Here is a 22100-nt window from a genome sequence, read left to right as displayed (position 1 = left end):
AGGACAACGTCATGACGGCCGCACAGATACAGGAGGCGATGTGCCCCTGCCCGGCCAATGAGCAGGAACGGCTCCAGGAAGTTCTACATTATCGTTTTGCCGATGGCGGTTCGGAAAAGGCCCTCGACGAAATCTGCGGTCTTGCACACAGCCTGTTTGAGGTTCCGCTTGCATTCGTCACGCTCATGGACGCGAACGAGGAAGTCGTCCTCGCAAGCTGTGGGGCTGGTGATCGCCCGATTCCACGCAGCGACGCGATCTCCAGCTGGACAGTCTTGTCCGATGAGGTCCTCATCGTAGAAGACGCCCTGCAGGATCCACGGTTTCACAGCAACGAATGGGTACAGCAGCGTCATCTGCGTTTTTATGCGGGAGCGCCTCTCATCGTACGCCCCGGCGTCGCCGTGGGTACGCTCTGTCTCATCGACACCCGGCCGCGTCGCTTTTCAGCGGGCGAAAGAGTGCGACTTGCGATGCTTGCCGCGCTCGCCATGAACGAATTGTCGCGCAGGCGAACGATCATCGATCTGCGCCGCCAAAAGAGGCTCCTGGCACAGGCCACCCGCCTGACCAAAGTCGGCAGCTGGAAACTCGACGTGCGCAACGACAGCCTGACCTGGTCGGAGGAGATGTACCGCATCTTCGAGCTCGATCGCCGGGTCAACCCAACGCGCGAGTTCTTCAAGCAGACACTCTCGAGCGCGAGCGACACAGAGGCGCAGCAGGCCGTGACGGCCCTGGTTCAGGCAGGCAAACGCTTCGATCGTGAAGTCGAAATCACCACCGCAAAAGGCCATCGACGCTGGATTCGGTGCCTTGCCGAAGCCGAATGGAGCGACGGCAGGGTCGCGCATGTGATCGGCAGCGTGCAGGACGTGACGGAGCAACACCAGCACAATGCAGAGATCGAGCGACTGGCTTTCCGCGATGGCCTGACGGGGCTTCCCAACCGGGCCATGTTTCATGAGCGCTTGTCGGGCGCCATCGAGCATGCGCGGCAATCCCGGACGAGCGTCGGGCTCATCATGCTCGATCTCGATCACTTCAAGACGGTCAACGACACGCTCGGCCACGACGCTGGCGACCTGCTTCTGTGCCTGATTGCAGAACGTCTCCAGCGCGTGTTTGGGCAAAACAACACGGTCGCCCGCCTCGGCGGCGACGAATTCGCCATCATCATGCCTGGCATCAACACGGCCGCCGACATCCACAGAGCCGTCGAGCGGGTGATGGAATCACTTCGCCATCCCGTCGAGCATGACGGACGCAACTTCTCCATTACGGCCAGCGCCGGAGCGGCGATGTGTCCGCAGCATCATGAAAATCCGACGGATCTCTTGAAGAACGCCGACATCGCGCTTTTTCGGGCGAAGCTCACGGGTCGCAATCGCCTGATCGGCTTCCAGCCCTGGATGCGCCTTGCCGTGGAGCGCAAGGCCGAGCTCATGCAGGATGTGCGCAGCAGCCTCGCGGAGAACCATTTCAAGCTCTTCTATCAGCCGACTGTCAGTCTTGCGGAGCCCTGTCAGGTGACCGGCCTCGAGGCTCTGATGCGGTGGGAGCACCCCAGCAAAGGTCTGCTCACGCCCGCAGCCTTCATCGCCGCATTCGAGGATACGGAATGCGGACATCAACTCGGCGAGCTCGCTTTCGACAGCGCCATCGAGCAGATGCGGCGCTGGCTCGACGAAGGCGTCGAATTCGGCCGCGTGGCCATCAATCTCTCATCGGCACAGTTTCGCACCGGCAATCTCACCGAGGTGATTCTGGACAAGCTCGCGGCCGCAGGGGTTCCCCCCTCCCGCCTCGTCCTCGAGGTGACGGAAAACACCTATATGGGATGGAGTGCCGAAATGGTCGGGGATGCTCTGCGCGCCCTCCATATTGCGGGCATCAAGATCGCGCTCGACGATTTTGGGACGGGCTACGCCTCCCTCACCCATCTCAATCAGTTTCCGATCGACCGGCTGAAGATCGACAAGTCGTTTCTGCGTGGCACCAGCGACGGGGCCATCGTCCACGCCATCGTCACACTCGGCGCGCGTCTTGGAATGAAAGTGGTTGCAGAAGGCGTGGAGGATGCCGATCAGCTGGCGATCTTGCGGGAAATGAAGTGCGACGAAGCCCAAGGCTACTACTTCGCTCGCCCGATGCCAGCCGAGGACGTGCCCACGTTTCTCGCCGCGTTTCACTCCCGCTCAGGCGGCGACGCGCTGACGATTCCCGCAAATCCGCAGGCTCTCGCCCACTTTGAGGAGACGCAACAGCCGACATGCGCCTGAGACATCCTGCCGGTGTCAGGCTTCGGAGGCCGTTTCTTCCATATTGATTTCGCGCAGAATCTCCTCACCGTGCTCATCGAGCCGCGGAGAGCCCGATCGGGCGACAAGCGGCGCTCCGTCGAAGAGGATCGGGGTGCGGAGCCCAGGAAGGGTGAAAGCGCCACCGGCCATCTCAGCTTCTATCACCATGCCGCGCTCGCGCAGTTGCGGGTCGGCGAAAACCTCCGACAACGTGTTGATCGGTCCTCCAGGGATTGCCGCCGCCTCGAGACGCTGAAGGAGATCCGTCCGCCGCCAGGATGCGAGTTTCGGACAAAGAAGCCCAAGAAGCTCGGGGCGGTTTGCGACACGAGCAGCATTGTCGGCGAAACGCGGATCATCCGCCCATTCTTCGTTGCCGAGAATTCGACAAAGCCCACGAAACTGCCGATCGTTTCCGACCGCGATGATGAGATGGCCGTCGCTGACGGCGAACACCTGGTAGGGAACGATATTGGGATGCGCGTTTCCGGCACGTTGCGGGTTCTTGCCGGTCACGAGGTAGTTCATCGCCTGGTTCGCCAGGACGCCCGTCATGGAATCGAACAGCGCCATATCGATGTGCGTCCCCTCGCCGCTCGCTTCGCGCGCGCGCAGCGCCGCCTGGATCGCAATGACGGAATAAAGGCCGGTGAAGATGTCGGCGAAAGCGACCCCCATCTTCATCGGCTCGCCCTCCGGTTCGCCCGTCAGAGACATGATCCCCGACATGCCCTGGATCATCACGTCATAGCCGGCGCGGGACGCATAAGGACCGGTCTGGCCGAAGCCGGTGATGGAGCAGACGATGAGGTGGGGGAAATCACGGCGCAGCGTCGCCGCGTCGAGACCATATTTCTTCAAGCCGCCGAGTTTGAAGTTTTCGACGAGCACGTCCGCCTCGGCGCAAAGCCGTCGCACGATCTCCTGCCCTCTGGGCGTGGCGATATCGACCCCGATCGACCGTTTGCCCCGATTGCAGGCGTGAAAATAAGCGGCCCCCTCCGATCCACCCTCCGGATTGACGACGAAAGGCGGTCCCCAGCGCCGGGTATCGTCGCCCTGGTTCGGCTCCTCGATCTTGATCACATCCGCACCGAGATCGGCGAGAACCTGACCAGCAAAAGGCCCGGCCAGAATGCGGGCGAGCTCGATGACTTTGACGCCCTCAAGCGGCTTATTCATTTTCCGACCCCGAGCCTCAGATCAAAAGAAGGCCTGAATACCCGTCTGGGCACGGCCGAGGATCAGCGCGTGGATGTCGTGCGTGCCCTCATAGGTGTTGACGGTCTCGAGGTTCTGCGCATGGCGCATGACGTGGTATTCTTCCTGGATCCCGTTGCCGCCATGCATGTCGCGAGCGACACGGGCGATATCGAGCGCCTTGCCGCAATTGTTGCGCTTGATGAGCGAGATCATCTCAGGCGCCATCTTGCCATCGTCGAAGAGACGACCGACGCGCAAAGCCACCTGGAGACCCAAAGCGATCTCCGTCTGCATGTCGGCCAGTTTCTTCTGAACCAGCTGAGTGGCGGCGAGCGGCCTGCCAAACTGATTCCGCTCGAGCGCGTAACTCCTTGCGCGCAACCAGCAATCCTCGGCGGCCCCCATGACGCCCCAGGCGATTCCATAGCGCGCGCGATTGAGGCAACCGAACGGGCCTTTCAGCCCCGAAACATTGGGCAAGATATTCTCTTCCGGCACCACGACGCCATCCATGACGATCTCGCCGGTGATCGATGCACGCAGAGACAGCTTGCCGCCGATTTTCGGCGCGGAAAGGCCCGGCATGCCCTTCTCGAGAATGAAACCGCGGATTGCACCGTCATGCTCGGCCGATTTCGCCCACACCACGAAGACGTCGGCGAGCGGAGCATTCGAGATCCACGTCTTGGAGCCGGTGAGACGATAGCCGTCGCTCACCTTTTCCGCCCGCGTCTTCATTCCGGCGGGATCGGAGCCGGCATCGGGTTCGGTCAGACCAAAGCAGCCGATCCATTCGCCGCTTGCGAGCTTCGGCAGATATTTCTGCCGCTGCGCTTCGTCGCCATAGGCGTAGATCGGATGCATGACGAGCGAGGATTGGACGCTCATCATGGAGCGGTAGCCCGAATCGACGCGCTCGACTTCACGCGCCACAAGGCCGTAGGCGACATAGGAGGCATGCGCGCAGCCATATTCTTCGGGGATGGTGATCCCGAGAAGGCCGAGTTCGCCCATTTCCGCAAAGATTTCCGGTTCGGTTCTTTCCTTGGCGTAGGCTTCGAGAATCCGCGGAGCGAGCTTCTCCTGCGCATAATCGTGCGCCGTATCCCGGATCAGCCGTTCTTCTTCGCTCAGCTGATCTTCGAGGAAAAAAGGATCCGCCCAATCAAAGGCGGAGTGTGAATCGGTCTTCTTAACGTGTTGATCCATGACCTGCTCGCCACCGTCGCCCCTACCGGGGACGCACTCCGTTCAAAAATATCCGAATACAGCGGCGCAGATAGCTCTTACGATCATCGCCACCGCCCAATTCGAGGTCTCCCGGCGTTTTGAAAACAATGGCACCGAAGATCATGTCCATCAAAATCTTCCCAGCACTCATTGCATCGTCGACATCGATACGCCCGAGTTGACGCTGCTTGTCAAACCATTCGCCCAAGAGAGCTCGCGATCTCTCGCCGCCGCGCTGGCGCGCCAAATCGTGCAATTCCGGATAATGCCGCGATTCCACCATCACGAAACGCAAAAGAGCGATGCGCTCACGATCGGCTTCTTCTGAAATGTCGATGCGGAAAATGGCTTCCAGAGCGTCCTGCAGCGACATCTTCTCGTAATCGCCCGGGAGTGCCAGCATGGTCTCACGATGGGCGTCGATGATGGCGGCAAAAAGCTCCGTCTTGCTGGGGAAAAGCCGGTAAAGCGTGCGCTTCGAAATCCGGCACCGCGCCGCCACCTCATCCATCGTCGTGCGCGCATAGCCGCTCTCCTGGAACAGCTCGCGTGCCTTCTGAAGGATGATCGCGCTTTGGGCTTCATCCGACATGACTTTGGGACGGCCACGTCCCCGAGGAGCCTCAGAGCCCCCCTCAGCCTTGCCGAGATTTAAGGTTTCTTCGTCTTTTGAAGAGGCTACGGAATGCATATCGGTCACCTGAGCGGCTTGACAGAGCGCCAGGGACATTTATAGGTACGATCGCGTTTTATATTAACGGGCACAGCTGCTCCCTCCCAATCCTTATGCTGTAGCGCCCCCCGGTCTCAACATGGCTCAAGACAGTCCTTTTCCCAAATATGGTTATCGCGGAAATAACGCCTCACGTAAACGGCGAAATGCGCGAATGATTTTCTGCAGCCCATCGTCAGGTGGTCATCGCAAGGAAATCTTTCTTCGCTTTGCGGCGACGGACGCCCCCGAAACTCGGCGCCCGACGGCCATTTCCATCCTCCCTACCTCCCCCCGGACCAGCCGCATAGGCAAACTCTACGACAGATTGCGCCCACTCTGTTCGAACGTCATTGTGGGGACCTTTGCCGCGACGTTGCTTCTCAGCGCCTGCAATCCGTCTGAGGAACAAAAGACAGCGCCGGCGCAGAGCAATTCTCCGCAGGTGAGCGTCATTGCTCTCCATCCGGGATCGACCACCATCACGGCCGAACTTCCTGGTCGCGTGGCAGCCTCCCTCGTGGCGGAGGTGCGACCCCAGGTTGGCGGCATCATCCGCGCGCGCGCCTTCGAAGAAGGCAGCGAGGTCAAAGAAGGCGACGTTCTCTATGAGATCGACAGCGCCTCTTACCAGGCAGCCTACGACGTGGCGGCTGCAGCTCTCCAGAAAGCCGAAGCGAAGGTCCCAAGCGCCAAGGCCAAGGTGGAACGCTATGAAGGGCTCGTGGCGCAGAACGCCGTGTCGAAGCAGGATGTCGACGATGCTCGATCGGACCTCCTGCAAGCGCAGGCCGATGTCGCGTCAGCCAAGGCCGATCTCGAATCGGCCCGCATCAACCTCGATCATACCAAGGTGAAGGCACCGATCTCGGGTCGTATCAGCGCCTCGGCCGTCACCGTCGGTGCGCTCGTCACCGCAGATCAAGAAACGGCTCTGACGACGATCCGCACTCTCGACCCGATCAACATCGATGTCACGCAATCGAGCACGAACCTCCTGAGATTGAGGCGCGCTGTCAACGAAGGGCGCATCCAGACTTCGGGCGAGAACGTCGCGGTCAGGCTGAAGCTCGACGACGGCAGCACCTACGCTCAGGATGGGGCGCTCGAGTTCATGGAATCGGTGATCGACGAGACGACGGGGACGTTCACGGTGCGCGCCGTCTTTCCCAATCCCGATCGACTGCTTCTGCCGGGTATGTATGTGCGCGGCATCCTCCAAGAAGGCGTCGCGGAGGGGAGCTTTCTCGTCCCGCAGCGCGCCGTCACCCACAACCCGGATGGCGATGCGGTGGCGTTTTTCGTCGATACCGACGGAAAGGTGGACCAGCGCGTGTTGAGCGTGCAGCGCAGCATCGGCAGCAATTGGCTCGTGGACGGCGGTGTCTCGGATGGCGACCGGCTCATCGTGGAAGGCGCGCAATCCGTCAAAGACGGTGACAGCGTGCGCGCCACCGAAGTCACCCTCGACGAGGAGACCGGCGAAGTTCAGGCTCTTTCGGAGACGCCCCCCGAAAAGGCCGCCCTCTCGAACGACCGCGCTCAGAAGGGCTGACCCACACCCATGTCGCGCTTCTTTATCGAACGGCCGGTTTTTGCCGCAGTCATCGCGCTCGTCGTCATGCTGGGCGGCCTCCTTGCCCTGACGACCCTGCCCATCTCGCAATATCCGCAGATCTCACCGACGACGGTGCAGATCCGAGCCAACTATCCCGGTGCCGACGCGGAGACGGTCGAGAATTCGGTGACCAAAGTCATCGAGCAGGGCATGACCGGCATCGATTATCTCGACTACATGACGTCGTCGTCGACATCGACCGGCTCCGCCTCCATCCAGCTCACCTTCACCAATCAGGCGAATCCCGACGTCGCGCAGATGCAGGTGCAGAACAAGCTGCAGCTTGTGGAATCGCAACTGCCCCAGGCCGTCGTCAACAATGGCGTGACGGTCACCAAGTCGACCCAGAGTTTCCTGATGGTCGTCGGATTCGTATCAACCGACGGCTCGCAAACGACCACGGACCTCGCCGATTACGTTCAATCGACACTGAACGACCCGTTGAGCCGCCTCGGCGGCGTCGGCTCGACCCGCCTTTTCGGCTCGGGCTACGCCATGCGCGTCTGGCTCGACCCTGCCAAGCTGCAAAAATACTCGTTGATGCCGAGCGACGTGACGGCGGCAATCGAGGCCCAGAACACACAGGTGTCCGCCGGCCAGCTCGGCGCCGAACCGCAGGTCCAGGGACAGGCGCTCAACGTCACTCTCACCGCCAAGAGCCGCCTTCAGACGGTCGAGCAATTCGAGAACATCATCCTGAAGAGCGCCACCGGCGGCTCGATCGTGCGGCTCAACGACGTGGCGCGTGTCGAAATCGGCTCGGAGAGCTACGACACGAGCTCACGCTACAACGGCAAACCCGCCGCCGGTCTCGCGATCTATCTCGCCACCGGTGCCAACGCCATCTCCACGGCGGCCGAGGTTCGCGATGTGCTCGACGCGAATGCCGGCACGCTGCCGCGGGGTGTCGAGATCGTCTATCCTTACGACACGACCCCGTTCGTCGAACTCTCCATCGAAGAGGTGGTGAAGACGCTGTTTGAGGCCATCGTCCTCGTCTTCATCGTCATGTTCGTCTTCCTGCAGAACATCCGCGCGACGCTCATTCCGACGATCGCCGTGCCGGTCGTTCTGCTCGGCACTTTCGCCATGCTGTCCTTCGCCGGCTATTCCATCAACACCCTCACCATGTTCGCCATGGTGCTGGCCATCGGCCTTCTCGTCGACGACGCCATCGTGGTGGTGGAAAATGTCGAGCGCGTGATGGACGAAGAAGGCTTGCCGCCCAAGGAGGCGACGATCAGGTCGATGGGCGAGATCCAGGGCGCGCTGATCGGCATCGCCACGGTGCTTTCCGCCGTCTTCGTGCCGATGGCGTTCTTCTCCGGCTCGGTCGGCATCATCTATCGCCAGTTTTCCGTGACCATCGTCACCGCGATGATCCTCTCGGTCGCCGTCGCGCTCATCCTGACCCCGGCCTTGTGCGCAACGCTGCTCAAGCCCGTGAAGGAAGGACACAAGCAGAAAGGCGTCTTCGGCCTCTTCAACCGCTCTTTCGAGCGCGTGACCAACGGGTACCGCTCAGGCGTCAGCGGTATCATCAAGCGTTCGCTTCGCTTCCTTGTCGTCTTCCTCGTCATCGCGGGGGCAACCGGATATCTCTTCACAAAGCTGCCGAGCTCCTTCCTGCCAGACGAGGACCAGGGCATCCTGATCGCCAGCGTGCAGCTTCCTGCCGGAGCGACCCAGGAGCGAACGTGGCGCGTGATGCGTCAGGTGCAGGATTACTTCCTCGACGATGAGACGGACAACGTCGCCGGCGTGATGACGGAGGTCGGGTTCGGCTTCGGCGGCCAAGGCCAGAATGTCGGTCTCGCCTTTATTCGCCTCAGCGATTTCGAGAAACGTACGAGCGAAGCTGCGAGCGCGCAGGCGATCGCCGGACGAGCTATGGGTGCGCTATCGGGAATCAAGGACGGTCGCGTCTTCGTGCTCAACCCGCCGGCCCTGCCGGGCTTCGGCGCAACGGGCGGATTTGATTTCTATCTGCAGGACCTCAACAACGCCGGCCACGACGCCCTCAAAGGGGCGCGCAACCAGCTGCTCGGGTTGGCGGCACAAAGCCCGGTTCTGAGCGGCACCCGCCCCAATGGCCAGGAAGACACGTCCCAATACCACATCGACATCGATCAGGAGAAAGCGAGCGCCTATTCTCTTGCCCTCTCCGACATCGACAGCACCCTCTCGGTCTCCTGGGGCAGCAAATACGTCAATGACTTCATCAACAAGGGCCGCGTGAAACCCGTCTATGTGCAGGGAGATTCGCACTTCCGCATGCAGCCGGAGGACATCGAGCAATGGTATGTGCGCAATTCGGACGCCAAGATGGTTCCGTTCTCGGCGTTTGCCACCGGGACCTGGACCTATGGCTCACCGCGCCTTGAACGTTTCAACGGGTTGCCGGCCATGGAAATCCAGGGCTCGGCGGGTGCGGGCTACAGCTCCGGCCAGGCGATGGAGAAGGTCGAAGAGCTGATTTCCGAGCTGCCAGCCGGCTTCGGACACGAATGGACCGGCTTGTCGTATCAGGAGCGCATCGCCGGCAATCAGGCGGCTTCCCTTTATGCGATTTCGGTCCTTGTCGTGTTTCTGGCGCTTGCGGCGCTTTATGAGAGCTGGACGATCCCGATCGCCGTGATCCTGACCGTGCCGATCGGCATTCTGGGAGCACTCGTCGCGTCGCTCTATTTCGGCCAATCCAATGACGTCTATTTCAAGGTCGGTCTGCTGACGACCATCGGCCTCGCGGCGAAGAACGCCATTCTGATCGTCGAATTCGCGCTGGACTGGCAGAAACAAGGCAAAGACCTGGTGGAAGCGACACTCGAAGCATGCCGGCAGAGATTGCGGCCCATCCTGATGACGTCGCTCGCTTTCATTCTCGGCGTCTTGCCGCTCGCCATTGCCGATGGCGCCGGGTCCGGCAGCCAGAATGCCGTCGGCATCGGCGTCATGGGCGGCATGATCGCCTCCACGACCCTCGGCGTGTTCTTCGCGCCTCTCCTATTCGTTGCGGTGCGTCGTCTGTTCTCCAAGCGACGCAATTCGCAGGCTTCCGCAGCCGACACCATCCCCGCCCCAGCTTCACAGGCTTAGGCGGACAAGAAAGACCGATCGCCAGGCATGACAAAGATGATCGCTCACCCCATCGCGACACGGGCTTCGCATCGTCGAGGCAGACGCACCACCGCGGCCATGCTTCTGACCCTGCCCTGGCTCGCCGGCTGCATGGTCGGGCCAGACTATCAGAAGCCTCTGATGGCGCTTCCCGCCAGCTGGAGCAACAACGGCGCCACGCAACCGACCCGTCCGCCGGAACTCGCGCATTGGTGGAGCCGCCTCAACGATCCCTTGCTCGATTCTCTCATCGAGGAAGCGGTCGCGGGCAATCTCGACGTTGCCTCGGCGAAAGCGCGGATCCGCGAGGCGCGGGCGAGCTACCGGCAGAGCACCGGCGCGCTTCTCCCTTCCACCGACGGATCCGGCTCCAGCCAGCGTTCGAAGAGCAACGGTGCAGGTACGGGCGGTTCGAACACGGCATGGAACTATCAGGCCGGCTTCGACGCGACCTGGGAGCTCGATCTTTTCGGCGGGAATCGCCGCACGGCCGAGGCCGCCCGCTACGGCGTCGATGCCGCAGAGGAAGATCTGCGCAACACGCTTTTGACGTTGATCGGCGATGTCGCGTCGAACTACGTCAATCTGCGGGGCTATCAGGCACGCATCGCGCTTGCCCAGCGGACCGCATCCTCGCAGCGCGAGACCGCGGACATCACCCGCAACAAATTCGAGGCGGGCGCGGCATCCTCGCTCGATGTGGCGAACGCCACGGGTCAGGCGGCCAACACGGAGGCGACGATTCCTTCGCTGCGCACGTCCTACGCCGAAGCGCTGCACCGGCTCGGCGTGTTGACCGGTCAGGCACCGAGCGCGCTCGAAAGCAAGCTCAAGAAGAGCAAACCGATTCCGCGGCCGAAGCTGCCAATCCCCACAGGCATTCCCGCTGAGATCCTGAACACCCGCCCCGATGTGCGCATGGCGGAGCGGCAGCTTGCTCAGTACACGGCGCGAGTCGGGGCGGCGGAGGCCAACCGTTTCCCGAGCGTCAGCCTCCTCGGAAACATCGCTACATCGGGCGCACAAATCGGCGATCTTGCAGATCATTCTTCGATCGCCTGGTCGTTCGGTCCGAGCCTCAGTGTTCCGCTTTTCCATGGCGGCCAGCTCGCCGCTGCGGCGGATGTCGCAAGGGCTCAGCGCGATGAATATTTCATCGCCTACAAATCGTCCGTGCTCAACGCATTGGAGGAAGTGGAGAACGCCATCGTCGGGCTGTCCCAGGAGCGCATCCGCTACGGCAAGCTTGCCACATCCACACAGGCCTACCGGCAGGCAGCGGACCTTGCCCGAACCCTGTATCAGAGCGGCTCGTCGAGCTTCCTCGACGTGCTCGACGCCGAACGCTCGCTTTATTCCGCGGAGGATTCGTTGATCGCAAGCCGCGTGGAGATCACACAGGATTACATCGCGCTGCAAAAGGCGCTGGGCGGCGGCTGGGACGGACGAGTGCGGATCGACGAGCCGGAGATCGTCGATCGGCCGAAGACCCGGCCGGTCGTCTTCGTGCAACATTAGGGCACAAAGATCGGCAACGTGATGGCGGCCCGCAAGCGCAAGCGCTCCAAGCTCATCTGGCTCCTTGTCGCCCTCCTCCTGATCGGCGGCGCGGGCTATTGGGTGAAGGACAATTATTTCACCGAGGAGCCGCCCGAGATCATGACGTCGCCGGTCACACGCGGCGATATCGAGAAGACGGTCCTTGCCACAGGCATTCTGAAGCCGGCGAAACTGGTCGCCGTGGGTGCGCAGGTTTCAGGCCGCGTCACATCGCTCGACGTCAGCGTGGGCGATAGCGTCAAGGAAGGCGATCTCATCGCGGAGATCGATTCCGAAACGCAGGAGAACGACCTGCGCACCGCAGAGGCGTCGCTTGCCAACGTTCGCGCCCAAAAGGAGGAGAAGCAGGCGACGCTCGTTCAGGCCGAGCAGGCTCTCGCGCGGCAGACGCGCATGATCAACCAGAACGCGGTTTCCCGTGCCGATTACGAAGAGGCGGAAGCGACCGTCAAAGTGACCAAAGCGCAGATCTCCGCGCTCGACGCGCAGATCGCCGAGGCGGAGGTCGCCGTCGAAACGGCGAAGGTCGACCTCGGCTACACCAAAATTACCGCTCCGATGGACGGAACGGTGCTTTGGGTGGTGACGCAGGAGGGGCAGACGGTGAATGCCATCCAGTCGGCCCCGACGATCGTCATTCTCGGACAGCTCGACACGATGACCGTGCGCGCGGAAATCTCCGAAGTCGATGTCGTGGACGTCAAACCCGGCCAGCCCGTCTATTTCACGGTACTGGGAAATCCCGACCGTCGCTACGAATCGACCCTCTCGTTCATCGAGCCGGCACCGGAATCGATCACCAGCGACAGCATGGTGGCCTCGTCCTCCTCGAGCTCGAGCTCCGCCTCGGAGAGCGCGATCTATTACAACGGCATCTTCGAGGTGCCGAACCAGGATCGCGAGTTGCGCACCTATATGACGGCGGAAGTCCACATCGTCCTCGGCCAGGCCCATGATGTCCTGACCTTGCCGTCGGCGGCACTCGGCAACAAAGGTGCCGACGGCACATACTCGGTCCATGTGCTCGGGGCGGATGGCAACGTCGCCGAACGCAAGGTGAAAATCGGCCTCAACGACAAGATCCGGGCGGAGGTGGTCTCCGGCCTCTCCGAAGGTGACCGCGTCGTCATGGGTCAGCCGGGCGCGGCGAGCGATACCACGAACGGCCGGCGCCGCGGGCCGCGGGGACCGATGGGACTCTAGGCGTTGGCCACACCTCTCATCACGCTGGAAAAGCTTCGGCGGGAGTTTCCCGCCGGCGAGGACACGATCGCGGTTCTCAAGGATATCGACCTCCAGATCGATGCCGGAGAAATGGTTGCGATCGTCGGCGCCTCCGGCTCCGGAAAGTCGACGCTGATGAACATTCTCGGCTGTCTCGACCGTGCGACAGCGGGAAGTTACAGGATTTCCGGCCAGGAGACGTCGGCACTCGAACCCGATCAGCTGGCAGCGCTTCGGCGCGAGCATTTCGGCTTCATCTTCCAGCGCTATCATCTGCTTTCGGAACTGACGGCCCTCGGCAACGTCGAAATCCCCGCGATCTATGCCGGCCAGCCACCGGCGGAGCGCGAAGAGCGGGCCGAAGAGCTTCTGGCACGGCTTGGCATGGCCGACCGACTGGAGCACCGGCCCGGTCAGCTCTCCGGAGGTCAGCAGCAACGCGTCTCCATCGCCCGTGCTCTGATGAACGGCGCGCAGGTGATCCTCGCCGACGAGCCGACCGGAGCCCTCGACAAGCATTCCGGCGAAGAAGTCCTGAAGATCCTCGAAGAGCTCAACCGAGAGGGCAAGACCGTCATTCTGGTGACGCACGACATGAACGTCGCGGCACGCGCCGAGCGGATCATCGAAATCAGCGATGGCGAGATCATTTCCGACACCCGCAGCGCCAAGGCGGACGGGCAAAAGATTGCCGGAGAGATCGCAGAGGAGCGGCGGCGCGGGCGTGTGCGCGCCGCGATCGACCGTTTCGGCGAAGCCTTTCGGATGGCGCTGCTCGCCATGCGCGCCCACAAGCTCAGAACGTTTCTGACGATGCTCGGCATCATCATCGGCATCGCGTCCGTCGTCTGTGTGGTGGCGCTCGGCGAAGGATCGCGGCAGCAGGTTCTGTCGCAAATCTCAAGCCTCGGCACGAACACGCTGGAGGTCTTTCCCGGCAAGGATTTCGGCGACGTGCGCTCGGGGAAAATCACGACGCTGGTCGTCTCCGATGCGGATGCCCTCGCCGGCCAGCCCTATGTGGCGGCCGTCACGCCCACGGTCTCCACGAGCGCCAACGTGCGTTTCGGCTCGATCGAAGCGAGTGCGCTCGTCAACGGTGTCGGCGCGCAGTATTTCGAGGCCCGGGGCACGACGCTCGCCGCCGGCAGCTTCTTCAATCAGGAGAGCGTGAGGCGGTTGGAGAAAGACGTCGTCATCGACGACAATACGCGGCAATCACTGTTCGCTGATTTTGACGGCAGCCCGGTCGGCCAGGTCATCCTGGTCGGCAAGGTGCCTTGTCGCATCGTCGGGGTCGCAGGCGCCCAGCAAAGCGGCTTCGGCTCCAGCAGCAACCTCAACCTCTATCTGCCCTACACGACGGTGCAGGCGCGTTTCCTGGGCGACCAGTCACTCAGAAGCATCACCGTGCGCGTCGCCGACGACACCTCCACCGACGCCGCCGAAGAGGCCGTGACGGAGCTCCTCACCCGGCGTCACGGAACAAAAGACTTCTTTATTCTGAATACGGACGACATCCGTCAGACGATCACGGCGACGACGGAAACCTTGACCGTCCTGATCGCCTCCATCGCCCTCATTTCGCTGATCGTGGGCGGGATCGGCGTCATGAACATCATGCTCGTTTCGGTGTCCGAGCGCATCAACGAGATCGGCGTGCGCATGGCGGTCGGGGCGCGCCAGAGCGACATCCTGCAGCAATTCCTGATCGAGGGCGTGCTCGTCTGCCTGATCGGCGGCGTGCTCGGCATCGCTTTGGCGCTCGGCTTCGGCGCCCTTTTCGATGCGCTCGGATCGAGCTTCAAGCTCATCTACTCGCCCGTCTCGATCGTCGCGGCCTTCCTCTGTTCAAGCCTCATCGGCATCGTCTTCGGCTATCTGCCGGCACGCAATGCCTCCAGGCTCGATCCGGTCGCCGCACTCGCCCGGGATTGACGCCGACCACGGCAAGCCGCGCCGGCGACAATCCGGAGCAAGATCCGATTACGCCGCAAAGGCCGGGTCGAGGACCGTCCGCAGGACCTTCTTGTCCAAGGATTCGTAACCGAAATAATTGATGATGTCGTAGAGCTCGGCGCGGCTCTGCATGTCTTTGACGGTGCCGGCCGCGGTGCCCGTCGTCTTCAGCTCGGTGAAGAACTTTTCCATGGCATGCGCGCAGATGCGCAGGCTCGAAACCGGCCAGATCGCCATCGCATAGCCCATCTCGGCAAACTCTGCGGCCGAAGTCTGCGGCGTGCGGCCAAACTCCGTCATATTGGCAAGAAGCGGCACCTTGATGGCCGAAGCGAACTGGCGGAACTGCTCTTCGCCTTCGAGCGCCTCGGGGAAAATCGCATCGGCACCGGCCTCGATATAAAGGCGCGCGCGCTCGATCGCGGCCTCGACGCCCTCGCTTGCCGCCGCATCGGTGCGGGCGATGATCTTGAGATCGCGCCGCGCGCGGGCGGCTGCGGCGACCTTCTGGGCCATGTCTTCGGCGGAAACGAGCTGCTTGCCGTTCAGATGGCCGCATTTCTTCGGCATCACCTGGTCTTCGAGCTGCACGGCCGCCACACCCACATCCTCGAGTTCGCGAATGAGGCGCATGGCGTTCAAAGCCTCGCCAAAGCCCGTGTCGCCGTCGACGACCAGGGGAAGCCTCGTCACGCGGATGATCGCCCGCGCCCGTCCGACGAGCTCTTCCATGGTGAGGAGACCGAGATCCGGCAGGCCAAGAGACGCCGTGAGCGCCGCCCCGGAAAGATACAACGCCTCAAACCCTGCCTTGCGCGCCACAAGCGCGGCCATCGGATCGTGGGCACCCGCGATCTGCAGGAATTCGCCGGAGGCCCATTTTTCGGCAAGCGCGGCGCCAAGATCGCGCGGAAGCGGCTCTTCCAACCATACGGGTCTGTTCGGTGTCTCGGTCATGGGCACTCCTTGATTGTTTTCCACTTTGGGATTGTTTTCCACTTTGGGGACTTCACGATGGGTTGGGGATGCGGACCGCGCCTTCCATGAGGCGGCGCTGGGTCCGGAGAACATGTGCGGCTTCGATCACCGGGACGCCGGCGTTCTCGCCGTTCACCTTCACGCCGACGGTCACGACGCCGCTCGGTGTGCCGAGCCGAAGCCGGCTCAAATCTGTCTCCGGCTTGAGCAGCGCGCACACGACGCTTCCCTCGACCGCGGCCGCGCTCGCCAGAGCGAGCGAGCAGGTGATGGGAACGGCACGATGCGGCTGAGCCGCCGAAATCATGCGCACGAGGATGTCGAAGTCGTCGGGCGCGAGAGCAGAACCGGACAGGTCAGAGAACGAGGACGGAGCAGCGACGAAGCCGATCTTCGGAATGGCGATGATCTTCGCCGCCTCGTCCACGCTCGAAGCGATGCCCATGGCAACGGATGCCTGCCGCCGGAGATGCTCGATCTCCTCAAGCACGTCTCCCGCCGCATCGAGGGCGTCCGGCATGATCGTCGGATCGACACCAAGCGCTGACGCCGGAAGGAAGCAGGTCGGGATCGCGGCATCGATGAGGCTCGCCTCGACCGCACTGCCGTCACGCTTCGTAAGCCGGGTGAGCGCCTCGCCCGCCGGCAGAAGGCCGTTGCCACGCGTCCCGGCAGGATGCAGGAATTCCAGACGCACCGGCGCTCCGCTCCCGGCCACGCCGGGCAAAACCGCATCGCCCTCGACGGAAGCCTCGCCGCCTGCCATCCGGAAGACGGAGCGGATAATCTTGCCCGTGTTGGTGTTGTGGATGCGGACCGTGGCCTCGCCGTCGCGCGGCGCAGCAACCATCTTCTCGTCGGCGGCAAAAGGGCCGACGGCCGAACTCATATTGCCGCAATTGCCGCTGAAATCGACCGCGTCGGTTTTCACCGAAACCTGGGCGAACGTGTAGTCGACATCCGCGTCGGGGCGCGACGAAGGGCCGATGACGCAAATCTTGCTCAGGGAAGAAATGCCGCCGCCGAGGCCATCGAGCTGCCTCCCGTTCGGATCGGGACTGCCGAGCATCTTGCGAAAAAGCGCCGGCCACAGAGCGCGGTCCTCAGGCAGATCCTGCTCCTTCAACATGATCGCCTTCGAGGTGCCTCCGCGCATGAAAACAGCCGGAATGCGCTGCTGGGTCATCGTTCCTCCTCTTGAGAGAGTTCGCCGGCAAGCGAGGTCCAGCTCGCGCGGATATGCCGGCGCATCAAAAGTCCGGCGAGTTCGCCGTCGCCAGCTGCGATCGCTTCCTGGATGCGCTCGTGTTCGATCAGCGCCTCGCGGCCCCGGCCCTGCACACGGCCATGGCGGCGGCGGAGAAGGGAGAGCTGCGGATAAAGCTCCGAATCGAGAAGCCGCAGGATGAGCGGGTTTCCTGAAAGCCTGGCGATGACGATGTGAAAATCCGCATCGCCACCGCTTTGAAAGTAAGCGCCCACGGGATGGGCGGCGATCTCGCCTGCGTGCTGCTTCAAGAGCGCCCCGAGATCCTGCGCCTCTTCCGGCGTCGCCCTGAGTGCCGCAAGCCTCGCGGCTTCAGCCTCCAGCGCTTCGCGCAGCTCATAGAGGACACGGGCGTCAGCGAGGGACAGCTCGCGCACGCGCGCGCCGACATTGGGCGTGAAACTGACGAGCCCGGCATCTGCCAGAAGCCGCAGCGCCTCGCGGACGGGTCCGCGGCTCACCTCGAAGCGTCGCGCCAGAGCAACTTCGCCGAGGCGCTCTCCAGGAACCAGGCGTCCGGCCAGGATATCGGCCCGCAGACGCTCCAGAATGGCGGCGGAGGAATCGCCGTGCCTGACTGCAATTGTCGACAATATTCCTCCCCCAACACAAGCGGCGTTTTCTGCTCAATGACGAGACAGATTCAATTTAGGGCCACAACCCCCTGTTTTGCCTCACTTAGAAGAATAGTCCGTCTCTGACAAGCGTCCCCTATTGCCCGAACCAGCGCCGTCACCTCTCTCACATTGTTGACATTCTCGCCCGGCGGTGCAAATTCCGCGAAGACAACAAAAGCGGGAGGACGATTATGAAACTCACCAGACGCTCCGCATTGGCCGGCCTCGTCGCCGGCATGACCTTGCTCGGAACATCGATCTCGGCACAGGCGCAGGACGACTGGCCGAACCAGCAGATCACCTTCGTGGTGGCGCTCGGACCGGGCGGCTCGGCCGACCGCACCGCACGCATGCTGGCGCAGAAGATGCAGGATGAACTCGGCGTGCCGATCCGGGTGGTCAACCAGAAGGGTGGTGGCGGCCATGTGGGCCACACCTACTTCCTCAACATGCCGGACGATGGCAGCTTCTTCCTGGCAACATCGATCCACCCCTACATCAGCAACGCCATCCTGCAGAAAGACGCCGATTACACGCTCGACGACTTCGCCTTCATCAACGGCCAGTGGACGGATATCGATCTCTTCGCGCTCAACAAGGATCTTCCTTACAAGACGCTCGACGAGTTCGCCGCCGCCATCAAGGAACAGCCGGGCAAGCATTCGATCAGCGTCGTTCCCGGCTCCACGGGCTACATCAATGCGCTCCTGATGCTCGAAGGCTACGGCCTTTCGGAGGATGACGTGAACATCGTCACCTACGAATCGGGGTCAGCAGCCCGCACCGCCGCAGCCGGCGGGCAGGTCGACATGACAGTGCTCGGCGCCGACGGGTCGCTGTCGATTGCAGAATATATCCGCCCCCTCGCCGTCGCCTCCGAGAAGCGCCTGCCGGATTGGGACGCCCCGACCTTGAACGAGGCTCTCTCGGACGAGGGCATGACCGTGCCGCCGCTCGTCGGCTCGATGCGCGGCCTCGCGGCCCATGCGACCTTCAAGGAGAAATATCCGGAGCGCTTCCAGCGCATCACGGACGCCTACAAGGCGGCTCTTGACGATCCGGAATTCGTCGAAAGCCTCAAGAAGCAGGGCATCGGCGCCGAATGGCTCGGGCCGGAAAAAACCACCGAGATCATCAAGTCCAACTTCGAGATCTTGAAGCGTTTTAACGACGTCGCGGGCTGAACCCGCCTGGAGAGGGCCTTTGCCCTCTCCTCCCACCCTTCCGGCGAAATCTTTCCCGAGGTCTGTCGCAGATCATGCCGCTGCGTATCGCGCCCACTCATCTCGTCTTTCTGATCCTCGGATCGATCACCGCGATCTATCTCAACTGGAGCGCCATTTCCGCATCGACGAAGCTCTACAATCTCATCGTCGTGGTGCCGGTCGGAATCGCGCTCCTCGTGCTTGCCGCCCTCATCCTCGGCAAGAGCCTGCTGCGCCCCCACGATCCGGAAGGCCTGGAAAGGACACCGCTCCGCGAGACCCTCGGAGATGTCGTTCTGCTTGCCTGCTTCGGCGTCTTCTGCGTGGCGCTGACCAAGGTCGGCTTCGATCTCGCGACGTTCTTCTTCGTCTGGATCGGGGTGCATCTGAGCGGTGAAAAGCGCCTCTGGGCGCCGCCGCTCTACGCGGCCGTATTTACAGCGCTCCTGGTGGAGAGCTTCGGCTCGCTCTTTCCCTTCCCCATGCCCCTGGCGGTCCTTTCATGATCGACGGCCTCGCACTTTCCCAGTCGCTCGACCTTCTTTTCGGCGGTTTCGGCCCCTGGCTCTATGTCCTGCCAGGCCTTCTCATCGGGCTTGTCTTCGGCGCCATTCCCGGCCTGCAGATCTCCATGGCGATGGCCGTCTTCCTGCCACTCACCTGGAACATGGATTTCCTTCAGGCGATGCTGTTCCTGACGTCGATTTTCACGGGTGGCGCCTATGGTGGCGGCGTCACGGCGATCTTGATGAACATCCCCGGTTCGTCGTCGAGCGTCGCGACCGCCTTCGATGGCTATCCGATGGCTCGTCAGGGCCGGCATAACGAAGCGCTGGGCCTCGGCCTCGGCGCCTCCGTCGTCGGCGCTTTTGTGGGCTATGTCCTGCTCTTTCTCCTGATCGAACCGCTGACCGTCGTCGTCTTGAAGCTCGGCCCGCTCGAAATGGTGATGGTGGTGTTCTGGGGGCTCACCCTCATCGCCACGCTCAACGACAGCACCATGGCAAAGGGCCTTTATGCGGGCCTTCTCGGTCTGCTTCTGAGCCAGATCGGCATGTCGACGACCGGTACGATGCGCACGACCATCGGCAATCCCTATCTCATCGACGGTATCCCGGTGGTCCCGGCGATGATCGGCATGTTTGCCGCCTCTGAGCTTCTCCGGCTGCGCGGCAATTCCTATCTCGTCGACGCCAAGGGCCTGCGCACGATTTCGCTCTCGGCGCTCCTCAAGGGCTTCCTCAAGACGTTTCGCTATCCGAAGACCCTGATCCGCGGCAGCCTGATCGGCGCCCTGATCGGAGCGGTGCCGGGCGTCGGCTCCTCGGTTGCAAATCTCGTCGCCTATGGCGAAGTGCGGCGCAGCTCCGATCATCCGGAAAAGTTCGGCAAGGGCGAGCCTGAGGGCGTCGTCGCGGCCGAATCATCGAACTCATCCTCCGAAGGCGGATCGATGACGGCGCTTCTGGCACTCGGCGTGCCGGGCGGTGCGGCAACGGCCGTGCTCCTCGCGGCCTTCTCTTTCCACAATCTCGTGGGCGGACCGTCCTTCATCCGAGACAACCGGGACGTCGTCTACTCCATCATCATCGGCAATATGGGGCAGGTGATCCTGCTTGCGGTCGTCGGCATCCTGTCGCTGCGCGTGCTCGGCATGGTGGTGCGCGTGCCGCTCAGCTATCTCGTACCCTCCGTTCTCGCCTTGTGTGCCTGGGGTGGGTTCGGTATCACCGGCACCATCGCTGGTCCCGTGACGGTCGCCGTCTTTGCCGGGCTCGGCTGGATGATGCGCCGGCATTCCTATCCCGTCGCAGCGACGGTCATCGGCCTGCTTCTTGGCCGCATGACAGAGGGTGAGATGGTGCGCACATTGCAGATCTCGGGCGGCAACCCGCTCGCCTATCTCGCCGAGCGGCCGATCGCGATCCTGTTCCTCGTCCTGCTTCTGCTTTCCGCGGTGGTGCTGCCCCTGTGGCGCCGCCATCGTGAAAACCGGCAAAGCGCGGAGGAAGCGGCCGCCAGCTCGTCTTGAGCCAGAAGACATCCAGCCGAGCATCAACCCTTCTCATCGGTCTTGCCACTCTTGCCGCCGGCCTCACCGGCGGCCTCACCTTCACGGCGCTGTCGATCCCACTGCCATGGGTGCTCGGGAGCTTTTCGGCAACCGGCCTCCTGTCGCTTTTCGGGGTCCGGCTTGCCCTGCCGGGTTCCTGGCGCGGCTACGCCATGGTGATCGTCGGCACGATGCTCGGGGCCGGCTTCGATCCAGAAACGGTGAAAGCGATCCCCGGCTGGTGGCCCAGCCTCGTGATCATGATCATGTTGTCGATCGCGTTCTTCTTCTTCGCCTTTCTGGTTCTGCGGACATGGGCGAAGATGACGCCCGCAACCGCCTTTCTGGCGGCCATGCCGGGCGGTCTGTCGGTCGTCAGCGTCATTGCCGAAACCTATGGGGCGGATCCCCGCCGGGTCGTGCTCTGCCACTCCGCCAGGCTCGTCGCCCTTCTGGTGACGATGCCGATCCTCATCCACCTCCTCGGCGATTACGATCTTGCCGGAGCCTCACGCCCGGGCAGCCTGCCGCCAATCGACGGGTCGCCCCTCGATCTTCTGCTGCTTCTCGGCTGCGCGATTGCCGGCTATTTCCTCGGGCGGGTGATGAAAGTGCCTTCGGGTCTCCTGCTGATTCCGCTCGTCCTGTCCGCCTTCGTCCACAGCCTCGGCGTCGTTGAGGCGCATGTGCCGGTGCAGATCTCGATCGTCGCACAGATCATTATCGGCGCGAATGTCGGTGTCCGCTTCGTCGGCTATCGGCTTCGAGACATTTTGAGCGACGGCTGGATGTCGGCAATCATCGGCGTGATGCTTTCCTTCAGCACTTTCCTCGCCGCCCTTGCCGCCTCGAAGCTCACCGGAATCGACGCGGCGCCGCTGCTTCTCTCGTTCCTGCCCGGCGGAGCCCCGGAGATGGGGGTGGTCGCGGTCGCCCTTCACATCGCGCCGGCGATGGTGGCCTGTCATCATCTCGTCCGCGTCGCGATCATGGTGGCGCTGATCCCGCTCGGGCTCAAACACCTCGCAAAACCCGGCAAGCCTGACTGAATCGC

Annotated in this window: 16 protein-coding genes; 10 read left to right on the top strand and 6 right to left on the bottom strand. The window is 62.6% G+C overall.

The window, feature by feature from the left end; all coding sequences use genetic code 11:
* Positions 1-11: 11 nt before the first annotated feature.
* On the top strand, positions 12-2282 hold the full coding sequence (locus L0F51_RS02330; protein WP_234627775.1) for a bifunctional diguanylate cyclase/phosphodiesterase: 2271 nt from the start codon (positions 12-14) through the stop codon (positions 2280-2282).
* Positions 2283-2297: 15 nt separating this feature from the next.
* Here the strand turns inward: L0F51_RS02330 and L0F51_RS02325 are convergent, their stop codons facing one another.
* Genes L0F51_RS02325 through L0F51_RS02315 form a run of 3 tightly spaced genes read right to left on the bottom strand, consistent with a single transcriptional unit; the run spans position 2298 to position 5328 of the window.
* The gene (locus tag L0F51_RS02325; protein ID WP_234627774.1) at positions 2298-3485 is read right to left on the bottom strand and encodes a CaiB/BaiF CoA-transferase family protein; all 1188 of its coding nucleotides are present in this window, start codon (positions 3483-3485) and stop codon (positions 2298-2300) included.
* 21 nt (positions 3486-3506) lie between these two features.
* Entirely contained in the window at positions 3507-4715 is a 1209-nt protein-coding gene (locus L0F51_RS02320) for an acyl-CoA dehydrogenase (RefSeq protein WP_234627773.1), read from the bottom strand.
* Positions 4716-4737: 22 nt separating this feature from the next.
* On the bottom strand, positions 4738-5328 hold the full coding sequence (locus tag L0F51_RS02315) for a TetR/AcrR family transcriptional regulator (RefSeq protein ID WP_234627772.1): 591 nt from the start codon (positions 5326-5328) through the stop codon (positions 4738-4740).
* Positions 5329-5776: 448 nt separating this feature from the next.
* Between L0F51_RS02315 and L0F51_RS02310 the strand changes: the two genes are divergently transcribed.
* Genes L0F51_RS02310 through L0F51_RS02290 form a run of 5 tightly spaced genes read left to right on the top strand, consistent with a single transcriptional unit; the run spans position 5777 to position 14905 of the window.
* A complete protein-coding gene (locus L0F51_RS02310) occupies positions 5777-7003 on the top strand; it encodes an efflux RND transporter periplasmic adaptor subunit (RefSeq protein WP_255701263.1) in 1227 nt (408 codons plus the stop codon).
* A gap of 9 nt (positions 7004-7012) precedes the next feature.
* Positions 7013-10162: an efflux RND transporter permease subunit gene (locus L0F51_RS02305; protein ID WP_234627771.1), complete on the top strand. Its 3150-nt coding sequence runs from the start codon at positions 7013-7015 to the stop codon at positions 10160-10162.
* 36 nt (positions 10163-10198) lie between these two features.
* A complete protein-coding gene (locus L0F51_RS02300; protein WP_370642363.1) occupies positions 10199-11701 on the top strand; it encodes an efflux transporter outer membrane subunit in 1503 nt (500 codons plus the stop codon).
* 21 nt (positions 11702-11722) lie between these two features.
* Positions 11723-12946, top strand: coding sequence for an efflux RND transporter periplasmic adaptor subunit (locus tag L0F51_RS02295; protein WP_234627770.1), 1224 nt, complete (start codon positions 11723-11725; stop codon positions 12944-12946).
* Between the two features lie 3 nt (positions 12947-12949).
* Positions 12950-14905 (top strand): MacB family efflux pump subunit, encoded by a 1956-nt coding sequence (locus L0F51_RS02290; protein WP_234627769.1) that lies wholly within the window; start codon positions 12950-12952, stop codon positions 14903-14905.
* 48 nt (positions 14906-14953) lie between these two features.
* Here the strand turns inward: L0F51_RS02290 and prpB are convergent, their stop codons facing one another.
* The 3 genes from prpB to L0F51_RS02275 are packed head-to-tail and all read right to left on the bottom strand — an operon-like array spanning position 14954 to position 17764.
* Positions 14954-15883: a methylisocitrate lyase gene (prpB, locus tag L0F51_RS02285; protein WP_234627768.1), complete on the bottom strand. Its 930-nt coding sequence runs from the start codon at positions 15881-15883 to the stop codon at positions 14954-14956.
* A 52-nt stretch (positions 15884-15935) separates the two neighbouring features.
* Positions 15936-17090, bottom strand: coding sequence for a PrpF domain-containing protein (locus L0F51_RS02280; RefSeq protein WP_234627767.1), 1155 nt, complete (start codon positions 17088-17090; stop codon positions 15936-15938).
* Positions 17087-17764, bottom strand: a complete 678-nt coding sequence (locus L0F51_RS02275) for a GntR family transcriptional regulator (RefSeq protein ID WP_234627766.1) — start codon at positions 17762-17764, stop codon at positions 17087-17089. Before L0F51_RS02275 ends, L0F51_RS02280 begins: the two co-directional genes overlap by 4 nt.
* Positions 17765-17979: 215 nt before the next feature.
* Here L0F51_RS02275 and L0F51_RS02270 point away from each other — a divergent pair, with 215 nt between their 5' ends.
* The 4 genes from L0F51_RS02270 to L0F51_RS02255 all read left to right on the top strand — a co-directional run bounded on the left by L0F51_RS02270 (position 17980) and on the right by L0F51_RS02255 (position 22095).
* Positions 17980-18972: a tripartite tricarboxylate transporter substrate binding protein gene (locus L0F51_RS02270; protein WP_234627765.1), complete on the top strand. Its 993-nt coding sequence runs from the start codon at positions 17980-17982 to the stop codon at positions 18970-18972.
* Positions 18973-19046: 74 nt separating this feature from the next.
* A complete protein-coding gene (locus L0F51_RS02265) occupies positions 19047-19499 on the top strand; it encodes a tripartite tricarboxylate transporter TctB family protein (RefSeq protein WP_234627764.1) in 453 nt (150 codons plus the stop codon).
* Positions 19496-21025, top strand: coding sequence for a tripartite tricarboxylate transporter permease (locus tag L0F51_RS02260; protein ID WP_234627763.1), 1530 nt, complete (start codon positions 19496-19498; stop codon positions 21023-21025). The genes L0F51_RS02265 and L0F51_RS02260 overlap by 4 nt, the downstream gene beginning before the upstream one ends.
* Positions 21022-22095, top strand: a complete 1074-nt coding sequence (locus L0F51_RS02255) for an AbrB family transcriptional regulator (RefSeq protein WP_234627762.1) — start codon at positions 21022-21024, stop codon at positions 22093-22095. The genes L0F51_RS02260 and L0F51_RS02255 overlap by 4 nt, the downstream gene beginning before the upstream one ends.
* Positions 22096-22100: the final 5 nt, after the last annotated feature.

The sequence above is a fragment of the Afifella sp. H1R genome (assembly GCF_021462425.1).
In the GTDB taxonomy this organism is placed as follows: Bacteria; Pseudomonadota; Alphaproteobacteria; order Rhizobiales; family Afifellaceae; genus Afifella; species Afifella aestuarii.
Note: the sequence above shows the minus strand (reverse complement) of the source record. Positions and strands in the feature narration are given on the sequence as shown.